At 67.7% G+C, this 23,910-nt stretch carries 20 protein-coding genes; 11 read left to right on the top strand and 9 right to left on the bottom strand.

Features of this window, described 5'->3' with window-relative positions; all coding sequences use genetic code 11:
• Nucleotides 1-54 precede the first annotated feature (54 nt).
• The gene (gene serS / locus KU887_RS04860; protein ID WP_109341669.1) at nt 55-1,356 is read right to left on the bottom strand and encodes a serine--tRNA ligase; all 1,302 of its coding nucleotides are present in this window, start codon (nt 1,354-1,356) and stop codon (nt 55-57) included.
• Between the two features lie 248 nt (nt 1,357-1,604).
• Here serS and KU887_RS04855 point away from each other — a divergent pair, with 248 nt between their 5' ends.
• The gene (locus KU887_RS04855) at nt 1,605-1,871 is read left to right on the top strand and encodes a DUF2164 domain-containing protein (protein ID WP_006486638.1); all 267 of its coding nucleotides are present in this window, start codon (nt 1,605-1,607) and stop codon (nt 1,869-1,871) included.
• A gap of 42 nt (nt 1,872-1,913) precedes the next feature.
• Here KU887_RS04855 and KU887_RS04850 read toward each other — a convergent pair whose 3' ends face one another.
• From KU887_RS04850 to KU887_RS04840, 3 genes are all read right to left on the bottom strand, one after another.
• Nucleotides 1,914-3,224: a replication-associated recombination protein A gene (locus KU887_RS04850; protein ID WP_006486630.1), complete on the bottom strand. Its 1,311-nt coding sequence runs from the start codon at nt 3,222-3,224 to the stop codon at nt 1,914-1,916.
• 179 nt (nt 3,225-3,403) lie between these two features.
• Nucleotides 3,404-4,093, bottom strand: a complete 690-nt coding sequence (gene lolA / locus KU887_RS04845) for an outer membrane lipoprotein chaperone LolA (RefSeq protein ID WP_258254857.1) — start codon at nt 4,091-4,093, stop codon at nt 3,404-3,406.
• 46 nt (nt 4,094-4,139) lie between these two features.
• A complete protein-coding gene (locus tag KU887_RS04840) occupies nt 4,140-6,449 on the bottom strand; it encodes a DNA translocase FtsK (protein ID WP_006486612.1) in 2,310 nt (769 codons plus the stop codon).
• A 388-nt stretch (nt 6,450-6,837) separates the two neighbouring features.
• Between KU887_RS04840 and trxB the strand changes: the two genes are divergently transcribed.
• From trxB to KU887_RS04825, 3 genes are all read left to right on the top strand, one after another.
• Complete coding sequence (gene trxB / locus KU887_RS04835) at nt 6,838-7,800, top strand: thioredoxin-disulfide reductase (protein ID WP_006491171.1); 963 nt, start codon at nt 6,838-6,840, stop codon at nt 7,798-7,800.
• A gap of 135 nt (nt 7,801-7,935) precedes the next feature.
• Nucleotides 7,936-8,715 carry a Smr/MutS family protein gene (locus tag KU887_RS04830; protein WP_006496592.1) on the top strand — a complete coding sequence of 260 codons (780 nt, stop codon included), beginning with the start codon at nt 7,936-7,938 and terminating at the stop codon, nt 8,713-8,715.
• Nucleotides 8,702-9,325, top strand: coding sequence for a trimeric intracellular cation channel family protein (locus KU887_RS04825; protein ID WP_006491172.1), 624 nt, complete (start codon nt 8,702-8,704; stop codon nt 9,323-9,325). The genes KU887_RS04830 and KU887_RS04825 overlap by 14 nt, the downstream gene beginning before the upstream one ends.
• A gap of 96 nt (nt 9,326-9,421) precedes the next feature.
• Here KU887_RS04825 and KU887_RS04820 read toward each other — a convergent pair whose 3' ends face one another.
• The 4 genes from KU887_RS04820 to KU887_RS04805 all read right to left on the bottom strand — a co-directional run bounded on the left by KU887_RS04820 (nt 9,422) and on the right by KU887_RS04805 (nt 13,824).
• Complete coding sequence (locus tag KU887_RS04820; protein ID WP_006496593.1) at nt 9,422-10,540, bottom strand: ABC transporter ATP-binding protein; 1,119 nt, start codon at nt 10,538-10,540, stop codon at nt 9,422-9,424.
• 112 nt (nt 10,541-10,652) lie between these two features.
• Entirely contained in the window at nt 10,653-11,510 is an 858-nt protein-coding gene (locus KU887_RS04815; RefSeq protein WP_006496594.1) for a carbohydrate ABC transporter permease, read from the bottom strand.
• On the bottom strand, nt 11,500-12,438 hold the full coding sequence (locus KU887_RS04810) for a carbohydrate ABC transporter permease (RefSeq protein ID WP_011544827.1): 939 nt from the start codon (nt 12,436-12,438) through the stop codon (nt 11,500-11,502). Before KU887_RS04810 ends, KU887_RS04815 begins: the two co-directional genes overlap by 11 nt.
• A gap of 138 nt (nt 12,439-12,576) precedes the next feature.
• Complete coding sequence (locus KU887_RS04805; protein WP_006491170.1) at nt 12,577-13,824, bottom strand: ABC transporter substrate-binding protein; 1,248 nt, start codon at nt 13,822-13,824, stop codon at nt 12,577-12,579.
• Nucleotides 13,825-14,255: 431 nt separating this feature from the next.
• Here KU887_RS04805 and zwf point away from each other — a divergent pair, with 431 nt between their 5' ends.
• The 3 genes from zwf to KU887_RS04790 all read left to right on the top strand — a co-directional run bounded on the left by zwf (nt 14,256) and on the right by KU887_RS04790 (nt 18,400).
• On the top strand, nt 14,256-15,725 hold the full coding sequence (zwf, locus tag KU887_RS04800; protein ID WP_006491174.1) for a glucose-6-phosphate dehydrogenase: 1,470 nt from the start codon (nt 14,256-14,258) through the stop codon (nt 15,723-15,725).
• Between the two features lie 88 nt (nt 15,726-15,813).
• Nucleotides 15,814-16,494, top strand: coding sequence for a 6-phosphogluconolactonase (gene pgl / locus KU887_RS04795; protein ID WP_060266543.1), 681 nt, complete (start codon nt 15,814-15,816; stop codon nt 16,492-16,494).
• Entirely contained in the window at nt 16,472-18,400 is a 1,929-nt protein-coding gene (locus tag KU887_RS04790; RefSeq protein WP_006484254.1) for a bifunctional transcriptional regulator/glucokinase, read from the top strand. Before pgl ends, KU887_RS04790 begins: the two co-directional genes overlap by 23 nt.
• A gap of 104 nt (nt 18,401-18,504) precedes the next feature.
• Here the strand turns inward: KU887_RS04790 and KU887_RS04785 are convergent, their stop codons facing one another.
• Entirely contained in the window at nt 18,505-19,722 is a 1,218-nt protein-coding gene (locus KU887_RS04785) for a Bcr/CflA family multidrug efflux MFS transporter (RefSeq protein WP_069352422.1), read from the bottom strand.
• 249 nt (nt 19,723-19,971) lie between these two features.
• Between KU887_RS04785 and KU887_RS04780 the strand changes: the two genes are divergently transcribed.
• From KU887_RS04780 to KU887_RS04765, 4 genes are all read left to right on the top strand, one after another.
• Nucleotides 19,972-20,424, top strand: a complete 453-nt coding sequence (locus KU887_RS04780; RefSeq protein WP_006484248.1) for a hypothetical protein — start codon at nt 19,972-19,974, stop codon at nt 20,422-20,424.
• A 181-nt stretch (nt 20,425-20,605) separates the two neighbouring features.
• Nucleotides 20,606-21,889 carry a glutamate-1-semialdehyde 2,1-aminomutase gene (hemL, locus tag KU887_RS04775; protein ID WP_200061512.1) on the top strand — a complete coding sequence of 428 codons (1,284 nt, stop codon included), beginning with the start codon at nt 20,606-20,608 and terminating at the stop codon, nt 21,887-21,889.
• Between the two features lie 15 nt (nt 21,890-21,904).
• Nucleotides 21,905-23,026, top strand: a complete 1,122-nt coding sequence (ribD, locus tag KU887_RS04770) for a bifunctional diaminohydroxyphosphoribosylaminopyrimidine deaminase/5-amino-6-(5-phosphoribosylamino)uracil reductase RibD (protein WP_006496600.1) — start codon at nt 21,905-21,907, stop codon at nt 23,024-23,026.
• Nucleotides 23,027-23,040: 14 nt separating this feature from the next.
• Nucleotides 23,041-23,670: a riboflavin synthase gene (locus KU887_RS04765; RefSeq protein WP_258254841.1), complete on the top strand. Its 630-nt coding sequence runs from the start codon at nt 23,041-23,043 to the stop codon at nt 23,668-23,670.
• Nucleotides 23,671-23,910: the final 240 nt, after the last annotated feature.

Genomic DNA, 23,910 nt, shown 5'->3' with positions numbered 1-23,910 from the left:
CGGCTGACAAGCCCTTTCTGCAAATTTTTTTGCGAGGGCTTCGAAAGACCCGCGTTACGACGTCTGTGCCGGCGCGTCGATCCGCTCCATGCCGCCCATGTACGGACGCAGTACTTCCGGCACCGTGACCGAGCCGTCCGCGTTCTGGTAGTTCTCCAGCACCGCGACGAGCGTGCGGCCGACCGCCAGACCCGAACCGTTCAGCGTATGCACGAGCTCCGGCTTGCCCTGCGCGTTGCGGAAGCGCGCCTGCATCCGGCGCGCCTGGAACGCCTCGGTGTTCGAGCAGCTCGAGATCTCGCGATAGGTGTTCTGCGCGGGCAGCCACACCTCGAGGTCGAACGTCTTCGCGGCCGAGAAGCCCATGTCGCCCGTGCACAGCGTGATCACGCGGTACGGCAGGCCGAGCTTCTGCAGGATCGCTTCCGCGTGGCCGACCATCTCGTCGAGCGCCGCGTACGACGTTTCCGGCGCGACGACCTGCACCATCTCGACCTTGTCGAACTGGTGCTGACGGATCATCCCGCGCGTGTCGCGGCCGTACGAACCGGCTTCCGAGCGGAAGCACGGGGAATGCGCGGTGAGCTTGATCGGCAGCGCGGCGCCGTCGACAATCGACTCGCGCACGGTGTTCGTCAGCGAAATCTCGGACGTGGAGATCAGGTATTGCGTGACCGTGTTTTCCGCGCCGCCCTTCTCGACGCGGAACATGTCGTCCGCGAACTTCGGCAACTGGCCCGTGCCGTACAGGATCTCCGGGTTCACGATGTACGGCGTGTACGTTTCGGTATAGCCGTGCTGCTGCGTGTGCGTGTCGATCATGAACTGCGCGAGGGCGCGGTGCAGGCGCGCGATCGGGCCGCGCAGCATCGTGAAGCGCGCACCGGCGAGCTTCGCGCCCGTCTCGAAATCGAGGCCGAGCGGCGTGCCGACGTCGACGTGATCCTTCACCTCGAAGTCGAACTGGCGCGGCGTGCCCCAGCGGCGCACCTCGACGTTGCCGGCCTCGTCCTTGCCGACCGGCACGCTTTCGTGCGCGACGTTCGGCATGCCCAGCATCAGGTCGGACAGGCGCGCCTGGATCTCGCCGAGCTTGGCTTCCGACGCCTTCATGTCGTCGCCGATCCCGCTGACTTCGGCCATCACGGCCGACGTGTCCTCGCCCTTCCCCTTCATCGCGCCGATCTGCTTCGACAGGCTGTTGCGGCGCGCCTGGAGCTCTTCGGTGTGGGTCTGGATCGCGCGGCGTTCCGCTTCGAGTGCGGAGAACGCGGCGACGTCGAGGGTGTAGCCGCGATCGGCGAGGCGCTTGGCGACGCCGTCGAGGTCTTTGCGCAGCAACTGGATGTCGAGCATGGGAGGACTTGGAAAATCGTTGTGTAAGACGGGAATTCTAACGCACCGCGCGGCCGCCACGGCACCGTCCGGACGGACAATGCCGCAAATGGAGCGAGCATGGCAGTATCGCATTGCCGGTCTGCGCGTCGGCGGCCGGCGAATTGCCGCGCGACGCGCCATGGCGGATCGCAAACCGCCCGCGCCGGCTGGCGCCAACCGATTCAGGCGGCGCGCCGGCTCCGTATCACAGCACGCCAGGGAATCCGATGACCATCGAACTCGACAAGGATGTACGCGACCGCGCGATCGCGTCGCTGCAACGTTATTTCACAGAAAACATGGACGAGCCGATCGGCAACATCCAGGCCGGCGCGCTGCTGCATTTCTTCGTCCAGGAAATCGCGCCGGCGATCTACAACCTCGCGATCGCCGACGCGCAGGAGCGCCTGCACGCGCGGATCGCCGAACTCGACATCGAATGCCACGAAGAACCGTTCGAATACTGGAAGCAGCAGCCGGGCCGCAAGCGCTGACGCGTCCGCGAGGCGCAGGCCGAACCGGCCCGCGCGGCCCCGTCAGTCCTTCTTGCCGGCTTCGCGATCGAGCTCGCGCAGCCAGGCGAGCTTCTCGGCGATCTTCGATTCGAGCCCGCGCGGCACCGGCTGATACCAGCGCGGCTCGCGCATCCCGTCCGGCAGGTACGTCTCGCCGGCCGCGTACGCGTTCGGCTCGTCGTGCGCGTAACGATACGCGTGGCCGTAGCCGAGTTCCTTCATCAGCTTGGTCGGCGCATTGCGCAGGTGCACGGGCACCTCGCGCGACTTGTCCTGCTTCACGAACGCCATCGCCTGGTTGAACGCGTTGTAGCCGGCGTTGCTCTTCGCCGCGCACGCGAGATAGATCACGGCCTGCCCGAGCGCAAGTTCGCCTTCCGGCGAGCCGAGCCGTTCGTAGGTCTCGGCCGCGTCGTTCGCCACCTGCAACGCGCGCGGGTCGGCCAGCCCGATGTCTTCCCACGCCATCCGCACGATGCGCCGCGCGAGATACTTCGGATCCGCGCCGCCGTCGATCATCCGGCAGAACCAGTACAGCGCGCCGTCCGGGCTCGAGCCGCGGACCGACTTGTGCAGCGCCGAAATCTGGTCGTAGAAGTTGTCGCCGCCCTTGTCGAAGCGCCGCGCGTTCAGCGTCATCGCGCTGCTGACGAAATCGGCATCGATCGTCGCGACCCCGGCCGACGTCGCCGCCGTCTGCGCCTGTTCGAGCAGGTTCAGGAAGCGGCGCGCGTCGCCGTCCGCGTAGCCGACCAGCGTGTCGATCGCCTTGTCGTCGAACGCGAGGCCGTCGAGCGCGATTTCCTGCGCGCGCTTGAGCAACTGACGCATCTCGTCGTCGTTCAACGATTTCAGCACGTACACCTGCGCGCGCGACAGCAACGCCGAATTGACTTCGAAACTCGGGTTTTCGGTCGTCGCGCCGATGAAGGTGACGAGACCCGACTCGACGAACGGCAGCAGCGCGTCCTGCTGCCCCTTGTTGAACCGGTGGATCTCGTCGACGAACAGGATCGTGTGGCGACCGGTGCGGTTCAGCGTGTCCTTCGCCTGCTCCATCGACTCGCGGATGTCCTTCACGCCGCCGAGCACCGCGGACAGCGCGATGAACTCGCAGTCGAACGCGAGCGCGGTGAGCCGCGCGAGCGTCGTCTTGCCGACGCCGGGCGGCCCCCACAGGATCATCGAATGCGGCTTGCCCGATTCGAACGCGAGCCGCAGCGGCTTGCCTTCGCCCAGCAAATGCGTCTGGCCGATCACCTCGGCGAGCGTTTTGGGCCGCAGCGCCTCGGCGAGCGGGCGGCGCGGCTCGACTTGAAACAGGTCGGACATGAACCCTCGCTCCACATCAAACGATAGCGGCCGAACCGGCCGCCGGACCCGACATTATGACAGCCGCGCGAGCGCGCCGCCGGGCCCGGGGGTGCCCACGCCTGTTACCCGCGCCCGGAAACGACACGGGCCTGCCGTCGCCGGCAGGCCCGTTGCAGGAGAACGGCGCGCGGCGCCGGTCAGCCGTTGATCACGTCCGCGCCCTTCGGCACGACGAACTTGAACGTATCGCCCTTCAGCGCCGGGTTCGTCTGGATGTTCGTGAAGGTCAGCAGCGTGACGTTGCCGAACACGTCGTGCAGCTCCATCGCGGCGAGCGTGCCGTTGCGGAAGCCGATGCCGATCCGCTGGAACTGCGTGTCCTGCGCCTTCGGCAGCATCTCGAGCCACTCGATGCTGCCCTTCTCGCCGGCATCGCGCAGCGTGTAGTTCTTGTCGAGATCGTTGCTGCCGAACAGGATCGCGGCGGGGCTCGCGCCCAGCGCGCCGTTCAGCTTGCGCTCGGTGACCTGGTTCAGGTCGCGGTCGTACACGTAGAGCTTGTCGCCGTCGGCCTGCAGCACCTGCTGGTACGGCTTCTGGTACGTCCAGATGAACTTGCCCGGACGCGCGAACACGAACGTGCCGCTCGAATTGTCGGTGGGCTTCGGCGCGGCCTGCGCGGCGCTCGCGCCCTTGGCCGGCGCCTTGACGATCTGCTGCGTGAAATCGCCCTTCGCCGAACGCACCTGCGACACGAAGGCCTTCAGTTGCTCGGTACCGCCCGCGAACGCGTGCGTCGCCGCGAGCATCAGCGATGCGCCGGCGAGCGCCGCGCCGAGCCAGCGCCGCGTCGAACGAAGGAAAGGGACGAACGAAAGTTGCTGCATATTGCGGTTTTCTCCCTGGGTGGCCGGCGCTGCGGGCGCCGCGGACTCATTCCGCGTCGCGCGCCGGCACAAGAATTTCGCGGTTGCCGCTCGACGACATCGCCGACACGAGCCCCGACTGCTCCATCTGCTCGAGCAGCCGCGCCGCGCGGTTGTAGCCGATCCGCAGGTGACGCTGCACGAGCGAGATCGACGCGCGGCGGTTCTTGATGACGATCTCGACCGCCTGGTCGTACAGCGGATCAGACTCGCCGCCGCCTTCGCCGGTTCCCGCGCCGGCCGAGCCCTCGTCGCCGTCGGCGGTGCCGCCTTCGAGCAGGCCCTCGACGTAGTTCGGCTCGCCCTGCTCCTTGAGCTTCTCGACGACGCGATGCACTTCGTCGTCGGCGACGAACGCGCCATGCACGCGCACCGGCAGCCCGGTGCCCGGCGGCAGGTACAGCATGTCGCCCATCCCGAGCAGCGATTCGGCGCCCATCTGGTCGAGAATCGTGCGCGAGTCGATCTTCGACGACACCTGGAACGCGATCCGCGTCGGCACGTTCGCCTTGATCAGGCCGGTAATCACGTCGACCGACGGACGCTGGGTCGCGAGGATCAGGTGGATGCCGGCCGCACGTGCCTTCTGCGCGATCCGCGCGATCAGTTCCTCGACCTTCTTGCCGACGACCATCATCAGGTCGGCCAGCTCGTCGATCACGACGACGATGTTCGGCAAGCGGCCGAGCGGCTCGGGATCTTCCGGCGTCAGGCTGAACGGGTTCGGGATCTTCTCCTCGCGCTTCGCCGCGTCGTCGATCTTGTTGTTGTAGCCCGCGAGGTTGCGCACGCCGAGCTTGCTCATCAGCTTGTAGCGGCGCTCCATCTCCGCGACGGTCCAGTTCAGCGCATGGCCGGCCTGGCGCATGTCGGTGACGACCGGGCACAGCAGGTGCGGAATGCCTTCGTAGACGCTCATTTCGAGCATCTTCGGATCGATCAGGATCAGGCGCACCTGTTCGGCGGTGGCCTTGTACAGCAGCGACAGGATCATCGCGTTGATCCCGACCGACTTGCCCGAGCCGGTCGTACCGGCCACCAGCAGGTGCGGCATCTTCGCGAGATCCGCGCACACCGGCTTGCCGCCGATGTCCTTGCCGAGGCTCAGCGTCAGCGCCGACGACGCGGCCGCATACACCTCGGAGCCGATGATCTCGGACAGGTGCACCGTCTGGCGGCGCTGGTTCGGCAGCTCGAGCGCCATGTAGTTCTTGCCGGGAATCGTCTCGACGACGCGGATCGACACGAGCGACAGCGAACGCGCGAGATCCTTCGCGAGGTTGACGATCTGGCTGCCCTTCACGCCGGTGGCCGGCTCGATCTCGTAGCGCGTGACGACCGGGCCCGGATACGCGGCGACGACGCTCGCCTCGACGCCGAAGTCCTTCAGCTTCTTCTCGATCAGGCGCGACGTGAATTCGAGCGTATCGGCGGAAATCGCTTCCTGCGTCTTCGGCGCGGGGTCGAGCAGCGACACCGGCGGCAGCGTCGAATCGCCCGGCAGGTCGGTAAACAGCGGCACCTGGCGCTCGCGCTCGACGCGCTCGGACTTCGCCGGCGTGACGACCGGCGGCACGATCGTCACCGGCTCGTGGTCCTCGATGCGCACGCGCTCCTCTTCGACCTTGCCTTCGCGGCGCACCGCCGCGGCCTCGCCGAGCTTGCGGTCGCGCTCGGCCTCGCGGCGCAGCTTCGCGACGTTGACGGCGGACAGGATCGCCCCGCCGACGCGCTCGGCGACCGACAGCCACGAGAAGCGGAAATACAGCGACAGGCCGATCGCGAGCGCGATCAGCAGCAACAGCGTGCCGCCCGTGAAGCCGAACGCATGCGACATCGCGCCCGCGACGGCTTCGCCGACGACGCCGCCCGGCGCACGCGGCAACTGCACCTTCAGCGACCACATGCGCAGCGCCTCGATGCCGTCGCACGCGAGCACGACCAGCACGAACGCAAAGATTTCGGTGAGCCAGCCGATCGGCCGCTCCGGTTCGTCCGGAATCGCCTCGTGGCGCGTGATGCGGCGGTAGTTGACGGCGATGCGCCGCCCGAGCGGCACGATCAGCCAGTAGGCCGACAGGCCGAACAGCAGCAGGATGATGTCGGCCGTCCACGCGCCGACGCGGCCGGCCCAGTTCGAGATGTGATCGACCTGGGCGGCGTGCGTCCAGCTCGGATCGCGCCGGCTGTAGCTCAGCAGGGCCATCACCAGAAAGGCGCAGAGCGCGACCTGGAGAATCCAGCGGATCTCCGTGAGGAGCTTCGACATCCGGTGCGGCAACGCCTGTGCCTGGGCGGAATAAGGAGCTTTTGCCATGAATCCGTATAAAGAGGACGGGCCGTGCGCCCGCCTGTCGTTCGATCGCGCTTATTGTAAACGCTGCACCGCGCCGCCAAGTGTAAATGACGGTTACATCACGGGGACGGAGCGCCGAACCGGCGCCGCCGACGGCCGCAAGCCGGCCGGATGTCCGCGCGTGCGGCAACGCGCCGCCACCCCGGCCGCCTGCCGTCCGGCCCGCGGCCCCGTGTGGGCGAGGCGCCGCGAAACGCTATCGGCACGATTGAAACTCTCGTTCGGCAGCGCAGCAACGGGGCCTTTATAATGCGCGTCTGATACCCATCTATGACGGCATCCCGGTCAATCCCGGATCGTACGGCGAGCCCCACCCCGCCCGCCGCGGCCGCCTTTTACGGATTCGCACATGTCCACGCCCAAACACGCCAAAGTCCTGATTCTCGGTTCCGGCCCCGCCGGCTACACGGCTGCCGTCTACGCGGCACGCGCCAACCTGTCCCCGGTGCTGATCACCGGCATCGCGCAGGGCGGCCAGCTGATGACCACGACCGACGTCGAAAACTGGCCGGCCGACGCGAAAGGCGTGCAGGGTCCGGAGCTGATGGCGCGCTTCCAGGAGCACGCCGAGCGCTTCAACACCGAAATCGTCTTCGACCACATCCACACCGCGAAACTGCACGAAAAGCCGATCCGCCTGATCGGCGACTCGGGCGAGTACACGTGCGATTCGCTGATCATCGCGACCGGCGCGTCCGCCCAGTATCTGGGCCTGCCGTCCGAGGAAGCATTCATGGGCAAGGGCGTGTCGGCCTGCGCGACCTGCGACGGCTTCTTCTATCGCAACCAGGAAGTCGCGGTGATCGGCGGCGGCAATACGGCCGTCGAGGAAGCGCTTTACCTCACCGGCATCGCGAAGAAGGTCACCGTGATCCACCGCCGCGACAAGTTCCGCGCGGAGCCGATCCTGATCGACCGCCTGCTGGAGAAGCAAAAGGAAGGCGTCGTCGACATCAAGTGGGATCACGTGCTCGACGAGGTGACGGGCGAGGAGTCGGGCGTCACGGGCCTGCGCATCAAGAACGTGAAGACCGGCGCGACGGAAGACCTGCAGGTGCAGGGCGTGTTCGTCGCGATCGGCCACAAGCCGAACACCGACCTGTTCCAGGGCCAGCTGGAGATGAAGGACGGCTACATCCTGACGAAGAGCGGCCTGCAGGGCAATGCGACGTCGACGAGCGTGCCGGGCGTGTTCGCCGCGGGCGACGTGCAGGACAACGTGTACCGCCAGGCGATCACCAGCGCGGGCACGGGCTGCATGGCCGCGCTCGACGCGCAGCGCTACCTCGAAAGCCTGCACGACAAGAAGTAAGCCGGAAGCCTTTTCGCGGCGGGCGCTACAATGGCGTCCGCTGCCGCGAAGCGGGCTCGACCGGAAAGCCGCTGCCGCCGCGCAGCGGCTTTTTTGTGCCCGCGCGCCCGAACGCGCCTGCCCTGTTATCGAATCATGGCGAAGAACCAGCCCCATCCGAGCGATCCCGCGAAGCGGAAGATCGCTGCCCGTCCCGTGACCCCGGCGCCCGAGGCGCCGCCGCCCGCCCTCGATGCGGCCGCGTTGCGCGGCCAGGGCCTCGCGGGCCTCGGCGCGTTGCGCAAGTCGCTGCAAGGCGAAGCCGACCGTCGCGAACGCGCGCGCATCGAAGCCGCGCAGGCCGAGCGCAAGGCGGAAGCCGACGCGAACCTGTTCCGCAACGAAATCGGCACGATCCGGCCGCTGAACGCGCCGCCGCGCGCGTCGTCCGGCCGCATGCCGCCCGACCCGGTGCCGAAACAGACGCAGCGCGACGAGGAAGCCGTGCTGAACGCGACGCTGTCCGACGAATTCGATCCCGAGACGCTGCTCGACAGCGACGACTCGCTGTATTACCACCGCCCCGGCATCAGCCGCGACGTCGTGCGCAAGCTGAGAAGCGGTGCGTGGATCGTGCAGGCGCAGATCGATCTGCACGGGATGCGGCGCGACGAGGCGCGCGATGCGCTCGCCGAATTCATCCGCGAAGCCGGCAAGAAAGGGCTGCGCTGCCTGCGCGTGATCCACGGCAAGGGGCTCGGCTCGATCGGCAAGGAACCCGTGCTGAAGGGCAAGGTGCGCGCATGGCTCGTGCAGAAGGAAGAAGTGATCGCATTCTGCGAGGCGCGCGGCCACGACGGCGGCGCGGGCGCGGTGCTCGTGCTGCTGCAGCCGCACGCGGCGCCGGCCGACCGGGGGCCGCGTGCCGCATCCTAGGCTGACGCTCGCGATCGCGGTACTGGAGGCGATCGCCACGCTGGCCTTCGCGATTTCGGGGTTCATCGAGGCGCGCAAGAACCGTCTCGATTCGGTCGGCACGTTCGTCGTCGCGCTCGCGACCGCGTTCGGCGGCGGCACGCTGCGCGACATCCTGCTCGAGCGCCGGCCGTTCTACTGGGTCGTGCACGACGACTACGTGATCGCGATCTTCGTGCTCGCGCTGTTCGCGCCGTTCGTGCTGCGCATGCTGTCGCGGCTGTCGGCCGAACGGCTGCTGCTGATCGCCGATGCGATCGGGCTCGGCATCTTCAGCATCTCGGGCACGGCGATCGCGCTCGACGCCGAGATGCCGCGCTTCATCGCGGTGATGATGGGCGTGATTACCGGCGTGGTCGGCGGGATCGTCCGCGACGTGCTGTGCAACGACATTCCGCTGATCCTGCGTGATTCGCGGCCGTACGCGACCTGCGCGTTCGTCGGTTGCTGGTTCTACCTGCTGCTCGTGTGGCTGCAGTTCGACTCGGTGTACAGCGTGCTGCTCGCGACCGGCTTCATCCTCGTCGCGCGGCTCGCGACGTTCAAGTTCGACGTGCGATTGCCGCATTGACCGACGCGTCCGCGGACGCGTCAGCCGCAGCGCCGAAACGAAAAAAGGGGCCGTTCGATACGGCCCCTTTCTGTTTCGTTCAACGCAAGCGCCGCGTCACGCGATCCGCTCTTCCGATGCCGGATCGAACAGCACGGCCTTCGACACGTCGAACAGCAGCGACTGCGTCTGCCCCGGCTGCGGGTTCGCGGCCGGATGCACGCGGCTCACGATCCGCTTGCCGTTCACCTGTGCGAACACGTGCGTGTCCGGCCCGGTCGGCTCGGTCACGTCGACGCGCACGTCGATCGGCTGCAGGTTCGACGCCTCGCCGTTGTGCGCGTTGCGTGCGTCGGTGATGCGTTCCGGACGCAGGCCCAGGATCACCTCGCGGCCGACGTGCGACTTCAGCTTCGCCGCGTCGAACGGCAGGATCAGCGCGCTGCGCGCGAGGCCCGTGTCGATCTCGAGCGCGATTCCGCCGCCCTGCTCGACCAGCTTGCCGTTGATGAAGTTCATCGGCGGCGCGCCGATGAAGCCCGCGACGAACAGGTTCGACGGCGAATCGTAGATCTCCTGCGGCGCGCCGAACTGCTGGACCACGCCGTCCTTCATCACCGCGATCCGGTCGCCGAGCGTCATCGCCTCGATCTGGTCGTGCGTCACGTAGACGATCGTCGTGCCGAGACGCTGGTGCAGCAGCTTGATTTCCGCGCGCATCTCGATGCGCAGCTTCGCGTCGAGGTTCGACAGCGGTTCGTCGAACAGGAACAGCGACGGATCGCGCGCGAGCGCGCGGCCCATCGCGACGCGCTGCCGCTGGCCGCCCGACAGCTGGCCCGGCTTGCGGTCGAGCAGGTGCTGGATCTGCAGCATCGCCGACACGCGGTCGACGATCTGCTGCTGCTCGCTCTTCGGCACCTTGCGGATGTTCAGCCCGAACGAAATGTTCTCGCGCACCGTCATCGACGGATACAGCGCGTACGACTGGAACACCATCGCGATGTCGCGATCCTTCGGCGACAGGTCGTTGACGACCTTGCCGTCGATGCAGATCTCGCCGCTCGTGACGGTCTCGAGCCCGGCGATCATGTTGAGCAGCGTCGATTTCCCGCAGCCCGAGCCGCCGACCAGGATCAGGAACTGTCCGTCCTCGATCTCGATGTCGACACCCTTCAGGACCGGCACCCCGTTCGGGTAGGTCTTGTACACGTCACGGATGGAAAGGCTTGCCATGCTGTGAATCCTCTGTCTCGTCTCGCGCGGCGCGCTCGGGCGCCGCGTCGGGTTCGTTTCGATGCGCCGCGCGTCCTGCGCGGCCGGTTCGTCGTATCGGATGAAGCCGCGCTTACCCCTTCACCGCGCCTGCCGTCAGCCCGCGCACGAAGTAGCGGCCGGCGACGATGTAGACGAGCAGCGTCGGCAGCGCGGCAATGATCGCGCCGGCCATGTCGACGTTGTATTCCTTCACGCCCGTCGACGTGTTGACGAGGTTGTTCAGCGCGACCGTGATCGGCATCGAATCGACGCCGGAGAACACGATCCCGAACAGGAAGTCGTTCCAGATCTGCGTGAATTGCCAGATCAGGCACACCATGAAGATCGGCAGCGACACCGGCAGCAGGATCTTCGTGAAGATCGTGAAGAAGCCCGCGCCGTCGATGCGCGCGGCCTTCACGAGTTCGGCCGGCACGCTCACGTAGAAGTTGCGGAAGAACATCGTCGTGAACGCGATCCCGTACACGACATGCACGAACACGAGGCCCGGAATCGTGTTGGCGAGGCCGAGCATCCCCTGCAGGCGCGCCATCGGCAGCAGGATCACCTGGAACGGAATGAAGCAGCCGACCAGCATCATCGTGAACAGCGCGTCCGCGCCGCGAAAGCGCCAGTGCGTGAGCACGTAGCCGTTGAACGCGCCGATCAGCGACGAGATCAGCACGGCCGGGATCACCATCTGCAGCGAGTTCAGGAAGAACGGCTTCATCCCGTCGCAGCGCACGCCGGTACAGGCGCCGCTCCAGGCCTTCACCCACGGCTCGACGGTCCACGTGGTGGGCGGCGTCAGCAGGTTGCCGGTGCGCAGCTGGTCGAGGTCCTTGAACGACGTCGACAGCATCACGTAGATCGGAAACAGGAAATACAGCGCGAACAGGATCAGTGCCGCATAGATCACTGCCCGGCTGATCGTCATCTTAGGCTGCATTGCGGGTGCTCCTCGATTCCATATACATCAGCGGCACCAGCACCGCGACCACGGTCGCGAGCATCATCACCGAGGACGCCGCGCCGAGCCCGAGCTGGCCGCGGTTGAACGAAAACGTGTACATGAACATGGCCGGCAGCGACGACGACGTGCCCGGGCCGCCCGCGGTCAGCGCGACGACGAGGTCGAAGGTCTTGATCGTGATGTGGCAGAGGATCAGCAGCACCGAGAAGAACACCGGGCGCATGCTCGGGATCACGATCTTGCGGTAGATGGTGGGCAGCGTCGCGCCGTCGACCTGCGCGGCCTTGAAGATCTCGCCGTCGACGCCGCGCAGCCCCGCGAGGAACAGCGCCATCACGAAGCCGGTCGACTGCCACACGGCCGCGATCACCACGCAGAAGATCGCCTTGTCCGGATCGTCGAGCCAGCCGAACGAGAAGCTCGTCCAGCCCCAGTCGTGCATCACCTTCTCGAGGCCGAGGCCCGGGTTCAGGATCCACTGCCACGCGGTGCCGGTGACGATGAACGACAGCGCCATCGGGTACAGGAAGATCGCGCGCAGCGCGCCTTCGTTGCGGATCCGCTGGTCGAGCAGGATCGCGAGGAACAGCCCGAGCCCGACGCAGATCGCGATGAACGGAATCCCGAACCAGCCGAGGTTCGCGGCGGAGGTCCACCACACGTCGTTCTGGAACAGGTCCGTGTAACGGCCGAAGCCGTCGAATTCGTAGTTGGGCAACAGCCGCGAGCGGGTCAGCGACAGATAGCCGGTAATCAGGATGAAGCCGTAGATGAACACCACGGCGATCGCGACGCTCGGCGCGAGCACGAGCTTCGGGATCCAGCGATCGGCGAAGGCCGACATCGGCGACGTACGCCGTGCGGCGGCAGCGCCGGATCCGTTTCCGCTAAGAGGGGCAGCCACTTGATTCGACTCCTGGAACGAGGGCGGCGCAGGCCGGGCCGGCGCCGGGTACGGCACGGACCCGCGGGCGAGCCCGTTTGCTGCACATGCAAAAACGCCCGGCCGATGAAGCGTGTCCGGCCGGGCGCCTGGCGCGCGTTACTTGACCTTCGCGGCCTTCGCGAGCGCGGCGACCGCGCTCTTCGAATCCTGCTGCGAGTTCATGAACTTCGTCACGACGTCGGTGATCGCGCCGGCGGTCGCGTCGCCTTGCGCCATGCCGTGCGCGAGCGACGGCACGAAGCCGCCCGACTTGATCGCGGTCTGCTCGTCGGCATACGACTTCTTCGCGCAGTCGTCGAACTTGTCCATCTTCACGCCGAGACGCACCGGCACCGAGCCCTTCAGCAGGCTGAACTGCTCCTGGAAGTCCGGCGTCATGATCGTCTTCGCGAGCGCGAGCTGGCCCGGCGTCGCGTTCTTCTCGCCCTTCTGCTGGAAGAACACGAACGAATCGACGTTGAACGTGTACGAATTCGCGGTGCCCGGCACCGGCGCGCAGACGTAGTCCTTGCCCGCCTTCTTGCCGGCGTTCTCGAACTCGCCCTTCGCCCAGTCGCCCATGAACTGCATGCCGGCCTTGCCGTTGATGACCATCGCGGTCGCGAGGTTCCAGTCGCGGCCGTTACGGCCGGTGTCGAAGTAGCCCTGGATCTTGCGCACCGTGTCGAACACCGACAGCATCTGCGGCGACGTCAGCGTCGCCTGGTCGAGGTCGACCAGCGCCTTCTTGTAGAACGCCGGGCCCTGCGACAGCACGACGTCTTCCCACAGCGTCAGGTCCTGCCACGGCTGGCCGCCCATCGCGACCGGCTGGATGCCCGCGGCCTTCAGCTTGTCGGCCACCGCGAAGAATTCGGGCCAGGTGGTCGGCACCTTCGCGCCGACCTTGTCGAGCGCGGCCTTGTTGATGTACAGCCAGTTGACGCGGTGCACCGAGAACGGCGCGGCGACCGTATGGCCCTTGTACTTGATGATCTTGTCGATTTCCGGCGGCAGGTTCTGCTTCCAGTCACCGGCGGCCGAATCAATGTTGACGAGCACGCCCTGGTCAGCCCAGTCCTGGATCAGCGGGCCCTTGATCTGCGCGGCCGACGGGGAATCGCCGCTGATCACCTTGGTCTTCAGCGCGGTCATCGCCGCGGCGCCAGCGCCGCCCGCGACCGCGAAGTCCTTCCACACGTAGCCCTGCTTCTGCAGGTCGTCCTTCAGCACGCCGACGGCCTTCGACTCGCCGCCCGAGGTCCACCAGTGCAGCACGGTTACGTTCTCGGCTGCCTGCGCCGCCACGGCGCCAGCCATCAGACCCGCGGCGCAGAGCGCGCCCATGATCGAGCGAACTTTCATTACTTATCTCCTCCAGACTGAATCAACTCGTGAGGTTCCCCGACGGGGAACCGGCTTCTTGATAAACGACGGGGAAATCGAGCCGCGGGACGCATGCAGCGTACGGGGCCGATGACCGGCCGGGCTCTTACAGAAAGCGTGAATCGAGATTCAACGGCGTGTCTCCTCTTTGTGTTTCTGGCCCACCGCGATGCCGCGGCGCGAGCCCGGGGGCGACGGCGCGCGATGATGCGCTCCGTCAATGTCCGATACCATTCGGCACAAGGCGTTCCCGAAGGCGAAGCTCGCGCAGTTCATCGACCGCACTTCTTTTTTTCTTCACCCAGGTGCTACCCCTTGCGGCGGATTGTAGTTAAACTACAATTCAGTGTCAAAAATATTTTTATCGCACTACGGATCGCTTCCCAGCACCCCCAACACGGCGGAGACACATGCATACCGATTCCAGCTTTACCTTCGTACTTTTCGGCGGCACCGGCGATTTGTCGATGCGCAAGATCCTGCCCGCGCTGTTCGAAGCGCACCGCGCGAACATGCTGGCGGACGGCGGCCGGATCGTGGCCGTCGCGCGGCACGAATCGGATCGGGCAGGCTATCTCGAATGGGTCGATACGCACGTGAAGCCGCATGCGGCGAAGGCGGCCGGCAACGCGTTCGACGACGCGGCATGGAAGTCGTTTCTCGAGCGCATCGAATACGTGAAGCTCGATCTCGGCCGTGCGGAGGACTACGTCGTGCTGCGCGACGCGATCGCATCGCTGCCCGGCATCCGCGTGTTCTATCTCGCGACCGGCCCGTCGCTGTTCGTGCCGATCTGCAAGGCGCTCGCGTCGGTCGGCCTGAACGAAGGCTCGCGCATCGTGCTCGAGAAGCCGCTCGGCTACGACCTGAAGTCGTCGAACGCGATCAACGACGCGGTCGGCGAGATCTTCGCGGAAGGCCAGATCTACCGGATCGACCACTACCTCGGCAAGGAGCCGGTACAGAACCTGCTCGCGCTGCGCTTCGGCAACGCGCTGTTCGAGCCGCTGTGGCGCCGCGAATGGGTCGAGAGCATCCAGATCACGATCGCGGAAGAGCTCGGCGTCGAGGCGCGCGGCGATTTCTACGACAATACGGGCGCGCTGCGCGACATGGTGCAGAACCACCTGCTGCAGCTGCTGTCGATCGTCGCGATGGAGCCGCCGCACTCGATGGATTCCGACTCGGTGCGTGACGAGAAGCTGCGCGTGCTGCGCGCGCTGAAGCCGGTCGATCCGCGCGACATCGGCAAGGTCGCGGTGCGCGGCCAGTATCATGCGGGCGTGATCAAGGGCGCGCAGGTGCCGGCCTACGCGACCGAGCCGGGCGTGAAGCCCGACAGCCAGACCGAGACCTTCGTCGCGCTGAAGGTCGAGATCGAGAACTGGCGCTGGGCCGGCGTGCCGTTCTTCCTGCGCACCGGCAAGCGTCTGGCCGACCGCGTCGCGGAGATCGTCGTCAACTTCCGCCCGGTGCCGCATTCGGCGCTCGGCCCGACCGCGCTGCGCCCCGGTTCGAACCGTCTCGTGATCCGGCTGCAGCCGAACGAGACGATCCGCCTGTACTGCCTCGCGAAGCAGCCGGGCGAAGGGATGAACCTCGCGAGCGTGCACCTCGACCTCGCGTTCGACCAGTTCTTCAAGGAAGGGCAGATGGAGGCGTACCAGCGCCTGCTGCTCGACGTGATCAACGGCCGGCTCGCCCTGTTCGTGCGGCGCGACGAACAGGAGGCCGCATGGCAGTGGGTCGAGCCGATCCTGAACGAATGGGCGCGCACGCTGAAGCCGCCGAAGCCGTACGCGGCGGGCACGTGGGGGCCGGCCGCGTCGAGCGCGATGCTCGCGCAGCACGACACCTGCTGGCTCGAAGAAGAAAACTGATGCAGACCGTTGCCGCGTACGCCACCGTACGCGGCAACGTGCCCCACGATTCGTACGATTTGAACAGACAAAGCAGTCCGGAGGAGATGTGATCGAGATCCACGCTTTCGACACCCAGGAAGCGCAAAGCGAAGCGCTCGCGCGCGCCGTCGGCGACGCGCTGCGCGCGGCGCTCGCCGGCCCCGCGCGCCCGACGCTCGCGGTGTCCGGCGGCACCAGCCCGCGCCCGTTCCTGCACACGCTGTCGCATGCGGCGCTCGACTGGGCCGGCGTCGACGTCACGCTGGTCGACGACCGCTGGGTGCCGGACGACGACGCGGCCAGCAATGCGCAACTCGTGCGCGACACGCTGCTGCAGCACGCGGCGGCCCCTGCCCGCTTCCTGCCGCTCGTCGACACGCGCAGCACGCTCGACGCGCACGTCGCCGCGTTGAACGCGAACCCCGACTACCGCGTGCCGTCCGTCGCCGTGCTCGGCATGGGCGAGGACGGCCACACCGCGTCGATCTTCGCCGACGCACCCGAATGGGACCACGCGATCACGACGCCCGAGCGCTTCGTCGCCGTGCATCCGGGCGCGGCGCCGCATGCCCGCGTGAGCTTTTCGCTCGATGCGCTCAAGCGCGTCGACCGGCTGTTCCTGCTGATCGCGGGCGCCCGCAAACGCGACGTGCTCGACGCCGCGGCCGCGTCGCTGCAAAAGAACGCGATTTCCCAACTGGCCAACGACAAGGGGACCCAGCTCGATGTCTACTGGTGCGCAAAGTAAGGCGGTCGTCGCGGGTCAGCATGCCGACGGCCCGCGCCTGCTCGCGGACGTCGGCGGCACCAACGCGCGCTTCGCGCTGGAAACCGGCCCCGGCGAGATCACGCAGATCCGCGTCTATCCCGGCGCCGACTATCCGACGCTCACCGACGCGATCCGCAAATACCTGAAGGACGTGAAGATCAGCCGCGTGAACCACGCGGCGATCGCGATCGCAAATCCGGTCGACGGCGACCAGGTCACGATGACCAACCACGACTGGAGCTTCTCGATCGAGGCGACGCGCCGCGCGCTCGGCTTCGACACGCTGCTGGTCGTCAACGACTTCACCGCGCTCGCGATGGCGCTGCCGGGCCTGACCGACGCGCAGCGCGTGCAGATCGGCGGCGGCACGCGCCGCCAGAACAGCGTGATCGGCCTGCTCGGGCCGGGCACCGGGCTCGGCGTGTCGGGGCTGATTCCGGCCGACGACCGCTGGATCGCGCTCGGCAGCGAAGGCGGCCACGCATCGTTCGCGCCGCAGGACGAGCGCGAGGATCTGGTGCTGCAGTACGCGCGCAAGAAGTTTCCGCACGTGTCGTTCGAACGCGTGTGCGCGGGCCCCGGCATGGAGATCATCTATCGCGCGCTCGCCGCGCGCGACAAGAAACGTGTCGCCGCGACCGTCGACACGGTCGAGATCGTCGAGCGCGCGCATGCGGGCGACGCGCTCGCGCTCGAGACGGTCGAATGCTTCTGCGGGATTCTCGGCGCGTTCGCGGGCAGCGTCGCGCTGACGCTCGGCGCGCTCGGCGGCGTGTACATCGGCGGCGGCGTCGCGCTGAAGCTGGGCGAGCTGTTCACGCGCTCGTCGTTCCGCGCGCGCTTCGAGGCGAAGGGTCGCTTCACGCACTATCTCGAGAACATCCCGACCTACCTGATCACCGCCGAATACCCGGCGTTCCTCGGCGTGTCGGCGATTCTCGCGGAGCAGTTGTCGAACCGCTCCGGCGGTGCGTCGTCGGCCGTGTTCGAGCGGATCCGCCAGATGCGCGACGCGCTGACGCCAGCCGAGCGCCGCGTGGCCGATCTCGCGCTGAACCATCCGCGCTCGATCATCAACGATCCGATCGTCGACATCGCGCGCAAGGCCGACGTGAGCCAGCCGACCGTGATCCGCTTCTGCCGCTCGCTCGGCTGCCAGGGGCTGTCGGACTTCAAGCTGAAGCTCGCCACCGGGCTCACCGGCACGATCCCGATGAGCCACAGCCAGGTGCATCTCGGCGACACGGCCACCGACTTCGGCGCGAAGGTGCTCGACAACACGGTGTCCGCGATCCTGCAACTGCGCGAGCACCTGAATTTCGAGCACGTCGAGAACGCGATCGAGATCCTGAACGGCGCGCGCCGCATCGAGTTCTACGGGCTCGGCAACTCGAACATCGTCGCGCAGGACGCGCACTACAAGTTCTTCCGCTTCGGGATTCCGACGATCGCGTACGGCGACCTGTACATGCAGGCCGCGTCGGCCGCGCTGCTCGGCAAGGGCGACGTGATCGTCGCGGTGTCGAAGTCGGGCCGCGCGCCCGAGCTGCTGCGCGTGCTCGACGTCGCGATGCAGGCCGGCGCGAAGGTGATCGCGATCACGTCGAGCAACACGCCGCTCGCGAAGCGCGCGACCGTCGCGCTCGAGACCGACCACATCGAGATGCGCGAGTCGCAGTTGTCGATGATCTCGCGGATCCTGCATCTGCTGATGATCGACATCCTCGCGGTCGGCGTCGCGATCCGTCGCGCGTCGACGAACGGCGAGCTGCCCGAGGCCGTTGCCCAGGCGAAGGCGCGCGCCAGCGACGACGAAACGGCCGACGTGCTCGACTGGCTGAGCCACGGCGCGTCGCCGGCGGCGAAGGACGTCGCGCGGGACTGACGCATCGCGCGGCGTCCGCCGCTTCACGCGTCCCGACGAACAACGCCACCGGCGCATCGCGCGCGGTGGCGTTTTTCATCGTGCGGCCCGCCGGGCGATGCGGCTCAGGCGCCCGCTTTCACCGGCCGGCCGTGCCAGCGCAGCACGAGATAGCGCCCGGCGAAGCACAGCACGCCGCAAACGCCGATCGTCACGCCCATCGCGAACGGCGTGCCGTCCGCGAGCGCGCCGATCGCGATGCTCGCCAGCGCACCGAGCGCGAGCTGCATCGCGCCGAACACGGCCGCCGACGCGCCCGCGTTGTGCGGATAGCGGTGCATCAGGTCGGTCGTGCAGTTCGCGGACAGGATCCCGACCACGCCGACGACGAAGAACAGGCACACGACGATCGACCACAGCCCGCCCCACCCCGTCAGCGCGACGAGCGCGACCGCGAGCGACGCTATGCAGCTCACGAGCGACGCGGCCGCGATGATGCGCAGCGAACCGATGCGGCCGACGAGGCGCGTATTCGCGAAGTTGCCGATCATGATCCCGACGACGTTCAGGCCGAACAGCAGCCCGTAGTGCTGCGGCGACACGTGGAAATACTCGATGTACACGAACGGCGTCGCGGTGATGTACGAGAACATCGACGCGAACGCCATCCCGCCGCACAGCATGTGCCCCCATGCGACGGGGTCGGACAGGATGCGCCCGTACGACGCGAACGACGCGAGCACGGCCGCGCTCTTGCGCCGCTCCTTCGGCCAGGTTTCGGGCACGCGCAAGTACGCGGTCGTCGCGCAGATCGCGCCGAACACGGCCAGCACGACGAACACGCCGCGCCAGCCGGAGAAGCGCAGGATCTGGCCGCCGATCAGCGGCGCGAGCAGCGGCCCGACCGCGGTGACGATCGCGACCATCGACAACACCTTCGCCGCGTCGCTCGGCTCGTGCGCGTCACGCGCGATCGCCCGCGCGAGCACCGACGCGGCACCGGCGCCGAGCGCCTGCAGAAAGCGCACGACGATCAGCATGTCGATCGAACCCGACACGAAGCAGCCGATGCTCGCGAGCGTGAACAGCGCGATCCCGCCGAGCAGCACGGGACGGCGGCCCCACGTGTCGGACAGCGGGCCGTACAGCAGCATGCCGATCGAGAAGCCCGCCATGAAGCTGGTCAGCGTGCGCTGCGCGGCGCCGGGGCTCACGGAGAAGCTGCCGGCGATCGACGGCAGGCTCGGCAGGTACATGTCGGTGGCGATCGGCCCGCAGGCCGCGAGCGCGCCGAGCAACAGGATCAGCCGGGCATCGGGCCGGCGCCGGACGACGTGGGACATGGGTATCCGGAATGGGAGCCCGCGCGCATCGGGGCGCGCGTGGCGGTGAAGACGGGAAGCCGCGCCGCAAGCGGCGCGTTCAGGCCCATGATTGTACGCGCAACTTTTTTGCCTGCCTCGGGCCGCGTCCGGCGGCGGGCGCGGCGACGCCCACGCCTGCCGTTTGCCGGACGAACGCGCGGGCGGATTCGATTAAGCTTGCTGCTGCTCGTTTCTCTTGTCTGACCCATTCGACGTACGACCGAACCGATGACCGCTTTCCTGCTGATCTGGAGCCCCAAGAAATGGCCGTGGCCCGAGTTGCCCGACGTCGCCGCGCGCGTGAAGGCCGGCGAGGCCGTGCATGACGTGTGGGGTTGCGGCTTCGCGCGCGGCATCCTGCCGGGCGACCGCGTGTTCCTGCACCGCGTCGCGAAGGAGCCCAAGGGTGTATTCGGCTCCGGCTACGTGACGCGCGCGCCGTACGAGGTGCCCGATCCGTCGACGAAGCGCGGCTACCGGCTGTGCATCGACTTCGTGTACGACTGGCTGGTCGATGCGCACCAGGACGTCGTGATCGCGCGCGACGCGCTGCGCGTTCACCCGTATTCGGTACAGACCTGGGATGCACAGACGTCCGGCACGTCGATCAAGCCGATGGTCGAAGGTCCGCTCGAAAAGCGCTGGGCCGAGTTGACCGGCAAGCGCAAGCCGCCGCGATAGCCAAAAACCGGGTCGAATCCCGCGCGCCCTTTTTCGCGCGGCCGACTCCCCGCGCGCCGAAAGGCCGCAGACCGGCCCGCGGGCCTGCCACGCGTGTCTCCGGTACAATCGGACGATCGTTCCGCCCAGGCGCCGCGGCCCGTGCACAGGCCTCCGCGCCCTTCTCTCGCAGGTTTCGCCCATGTCCAACAATCAGATCCTCTTCGAACGCGCCCAGAAGACCATTCCCGGCGGCGTCAACTCGCCGGTGCGCGCCTTCCGTTCGGTCGGCGGCACGCCGCGCTTCGTCGCGCGTGCGCAAGGCCCGTATTTCTGGGACGCCGACGGCAAGCAGTACATCGACTACATCGGCTCGTGGGGCCCGATGATCGTCGGCCACGTCCATCCGGAAGTGCTGTCGGCCGTGCAGAACGTGCTCGCCGACGGCTTCTCGTTCGGCGCGCCGACCGAAGCCGAGATCGAGATCGCGGAGGAAATCTGCAAGCTCGTGCCGTCGATCGAGCAGGTGCGGATGGTGTCGAGCGGCACCGAGGCGACGATGAGCGCGCTGCGTCTCGCGCGCGGCTTCACGGGCCGCAGCCGCATCGTCAAGTTCGAAGGCTGCTACCACGGCCACGCGGACAGCCTGCTGGTCAAGGCCGGCTCGGGCCTGCTGACGTTCGGCAATCCGACGTCGGCCGGCGTGCCCGCCGACATCGCGAAGCACACGACCGTCCTCGAATACAACAACGTCGCCGCGCTGGAAGAAGCCTTCGGCGCGTTCGGCGACGAGATCGCCGCGGTGATCGTCGAGCCGGTCGCCGGCAACATGAACCTCGTGCGCGGCACGCCCGAATTCCTGAACGCGCTGCGCGCGCTGTGCACGAAGCACGGCGCCGTGCTGATCTTCGACGAGGTGATGTGCGGATTCCGCGTCGCGCTCGGCGGCGCGCAGGCGTACTACGGCATCGCGGCCGACCTCACCTGCCTCGGCAAGGTGATCGGCGGCGGGATGCCGGCCGCCGCGTTCGGCGGCCGCCGCGACATCATGGCCCACCTCGCGCCGCTCGGCGGCGTCTACCAGGCCGGCACGCTGTCGGGCAACCCGATCGCGGTCGCCGCGGGCCTGAAGACGCTGCGACTGATCCAGGCGCCCGGCTTCTACGACGCGCTCACCGCGCAGACGAAGCGGCTCGCCGCCGGCCTCGCGGCGGAAGCGCGCGCGGCCGGCGTGCCGTTCGCGGCCGACTCGATCGGCGCGATGTTCGGCCTGTACTTCGCCGAGCGCGTGCCGACCAGCTTCGCGGAAGTCACGAAGAGCGACGTCGCGCGCTTCAACCGCTTCTTCCACCTGATGCTCGACGAGGGCGTGTACTTCGCGCCGTCCGCGTACGAAGCCGGCTTCGTGTCGAGCACGCACGACGACGCGGTGATCGACGCGACGCTCGCGGCCGCGCGCCGCGCGTTCGCGGCCCTCGCCGCCTGACCCGAGGCCGCGCGCATGTTCTCGGATACCGATTTCGCCCACATGCAGCGCGCGCTCGCGCTCGCCGCGCGCGGCATGTACACGACCGCGCCGAATCCGCGCGTCGGCTGCGTGATCGTCAAGGACGGCGACGTGATCGGCGAAGGCTTCACGCAGCCGGCCGGCCAGGACCACGCGGAAGTCCAGGCGCTGAAGGACGCGCGCTCGCGCGGCTACGACGTCGCGGGCTCGACCGTCTACGTGACGCTCGAACCGTGCAGCCATTTCGGCCGCACGCCGCCGTGCGCGAACGCGCTGATCGACGCGCGCGTCGCGAAGGTGGTCGCGGCGATGGAAGACCCGAACCCGCAGGTGTCGGGGCGCGGCCTCGGAATGCTGCGCGACGCCGGCATCGACGTGCGCTGCGGGCTGCTCGCGCATGAGGCCGGCGAACTGAACATCGGCTTCGTGTCGCGGATGACGCGCGGCCGCCCGTGGGTGCGGATGAAGACCGCCGCGTCGCTCGACGGCCGCACCGCGCTGCCGTCCGGCGAAAGCCAGTGGATCACCGGCGAGGCCGCGCGCCTCGACGGCCACGCATGGCGCGCCCGCGCGTGCGCGATCCTCACCGGCATCGGCACCGTGCGCGAGGACAATCCGCTGCTGACCGTGCGCGGCATCGACACGCCGCGTCAGCCGCAACGCATCCTGGTGGACAGCCGCCTCGACCTGCCGCTCGACGCGCGGCTGCTCGAAGGCGCGCCGCTGCTGATCTTCTGCGGCCGGCTCGACGCCGCAGGCGAACTACGCGCGAACGTGCTGAAGTCGCGCGGCGCGGAAATCGTGCCGCTCGCGAATGCGCACGGCAAGGTCGACCTGCCCGCGATGCTGGCGGCGCTCGGCGCGCGCGGCGTCAACGAACTGCACGTCGAGGCCGGCCACAAGCTGAACGGTTCGCTGCTGCGCGAACGGTGCGTCGACGAATTGCTGGTGTATCTGGCGCCGAGCCTGCTGGGCGCCGACGCGGCCGGCATGTTCGATCTCGCCGCGCCGGCCAGTCTCGATGCACGTACCCGGTTGTCGTTCCACGGTATCGAGCGGATCGGCGACGATCTGCGGATCCTCGCGCGTATCGCGCCGCCCGACGCCTCTCACTGAACGGAATCGTCACGATGTTTACCGGAATTGTCGCGGCCGTCGGCCGCATCGAATCGATCACCCCGCTCGGCACGTCGGCCGACGCCGGTGTGCGCCTGACCGTGCAGGCCGGCGGGCTGGACCTGGCCGATGTCGTGCTCGGCGACAGCATCGCGATCCAGGGCGCATGCATGACGGTGATCGAGAAGACCGACACCACGTTCGACGTCGATGTGTCGCGCGAAAGCCTGAACCGGACGGTCGGCCTCGCGCAGCCCGGCGAGGTGAACCTCGAGAAGGCGCTGCGCGCGCACGACCGCCTTGGCGGGCATATCGTATCGGGCCATGTGGACGGACTCGGTACCGTGTCGCGCTTCGCGCCGGTCGGCGAGTCGCACGAACTGCGAATCGTCGCGCCGCGCGAACTCGGCCGCTATCTCGCGTACAAGGGCTCGATCACGGTGAACGGCGTGAGCCTGACCGTGAATGCGGTCGACGATCGCGCGGACGGCTGCGAATTCTCGATCAACCTGATTCCGCATACGGTCGACGTCACGACGCTGCGCCACGTGAAGGCCGGCGACAAGGTCAACCTCGAAGTCGACATGATCGCGCGCTATGTGGAGCGGATGCTGTCGGCGTCGCAGGGCGTGCATCAGGACTGACCGGGCAGCGCCGCCGCGTCCTGTACAGGGAATGACGGCCGACGGTGCGGCCGGCCGCCGCATCAATCGTCGGCGTCGGCCGAGCAGGCCGCGCCGAGCAGGGATCCCGCCCTACTTCGTGCCGTGCCACTCCGTCGCCGGCCATCCGACACGCTTGCATCGGAATCGCGTCCGGTCGATGGCCGTCGGGCCAGCCGACACCTGGCCGAACAGCCAACGACGCGCACGGGTCATGCCGTC

Origin of the sequence: Burkholderia sp. EMB26 (genome assembly GCF_024730645.1) — a bacterium.
GTDB lineage: Bacteria > Pseudomonadota > Gammaproteobacteria > Burkholderiales > Burkholderiaceae > Burkholderia > Burkholderia cenocepacia.
Note: the sequence above shows the minus strand (reverse complement) of the source record. Positions and strands in the feature narration are given on the sequence as shown.

What these genes read in the sequence shown, in the direction of transcription:
- serS (WP_109341669.1), bottom strand. Translation starts at nt 1,356, where the DNA reads ATGCTCGACATCCAGTTGCTGCGCAAAGACCTCGACGGCGTCGCCAAG.
- KU887_RS04855 (WP_006486638.1), top strand. Translation starts at nt 1,605, where the DNA reads ATGACCATCGAACTCGACAAGGATGTACGCGACCGCGCGATCGCGTCG.
- KU887_RS04850 (WP_006486630.1), bottom strand. Translation starts at nt 3,224, where the DNA reads ATGTCCGACCTGTTTCAAGTCGAGCCGCGCCGCCCGCTCGCCGAGGCG.
- lolA (WP_258254857.1), bottom strand. Translation starts at nt 4,093, where the DNA reads ATGCAGCAACTTTCGTTCGTCCCTTTCCTTCGTTCGACGCGGCGCTGG.
- KU887_RS04840 (WP_006486612.1), bottom strand. Translation starts at nt 6,449, where the DNA reads ATGGCAAAAGCTCCTTATTCCGCCCAGGCACAGGCGTTGCCGCACCGG.
- trxB (WP_006491171.1), top strand. Translation starts at nt 6,838, where the DNA reads ATGTCCACGCCCAAACACGCCAAAGTCCTGATTCTCGGTTCCGGCCCC.
- KU887_RS04830 (WP_006496592.1), top strand. Translation starts at nt 7,936, where the DNA reads ATGGCGAAGAACCAGCCCCATCCGAGCGATCCCGCGAAGCGGAAGATC.
- KU887_RS04820 (WP_006496593.1), bottom strand. Translation starts at nt 10,540, where the DNA reads ATGGCAAGCCTTTCCATCCGTGACGTGTACAAGACCTACCCGAACGGG.
- KU887_RS04815 (WP_006496594.1), bottom strand. Translation starts at nt 11,510, where the DNA reads ATGCAGCCTAAGATGACGATCAGCCGGGCAGTGATCTATGCGGCACTG.
- KU887_RS04805 (WP_006491170.1), bottom strand. Translation starts at nt 13,824, where the DNA reads ATGAAAGTTCGCTCGATCATGGGCGCGCTCTGCGCCGCGGGTCTGATG.
- zwf (WP_006491174.1), top strand. Translation starts at nt 14,256, where the DNA reads ATGCATACCGATTCCAGCTTTACCTTCGTACTTTTCGGCGGCACCGGC.
- KU887_RS04790 (WP_006484254.1), top strand. Translation starts at nt 16,472, where the DNA reads ATGTCTACTGGTGCGCAAAGTAAGGCGGTCGTCGCGGGTCAGCATGCC.
- KU887_RS04785 (WP_069352422.1), bottom strand. Translation starts at nt 19,722, where the DNA reads ATGTCCCACGTCGTCCGGCGCCGGCCCGATGCCCGGCTGATCCTGTTG.
- KU887_RS04780 (WP_006484248.1), top strand. Translation starts at nt 19,972, where the DNA reads ATGACCGCTTTCCTGCTGATCTGGAGCCCCAAGAAATGGCCGTGGCCC.
- hemL (WP_200061512.1), top strand. Translation starts at nt 20,606, where the DNA reads ATGTCCAACAATCAGATCCTCTTCGAACGCGCCCAGAAGACCATTCCC.
- ribD (WP_006496600.1), top strand. Translation starts at nt 21,905, where the DNA reads ATGTTCTCGGATACCGATTTCGCCCACATGCAGCGCGCGCTCGCGCTC.
- KU887_RS04765 (WP_258254841.1), top strand. Translation starts at nt 23,041, where the DNA reads ATGTTTACCGGAATTGTCGCGGCCGTCGGCCGCATCGAATCGATCACC.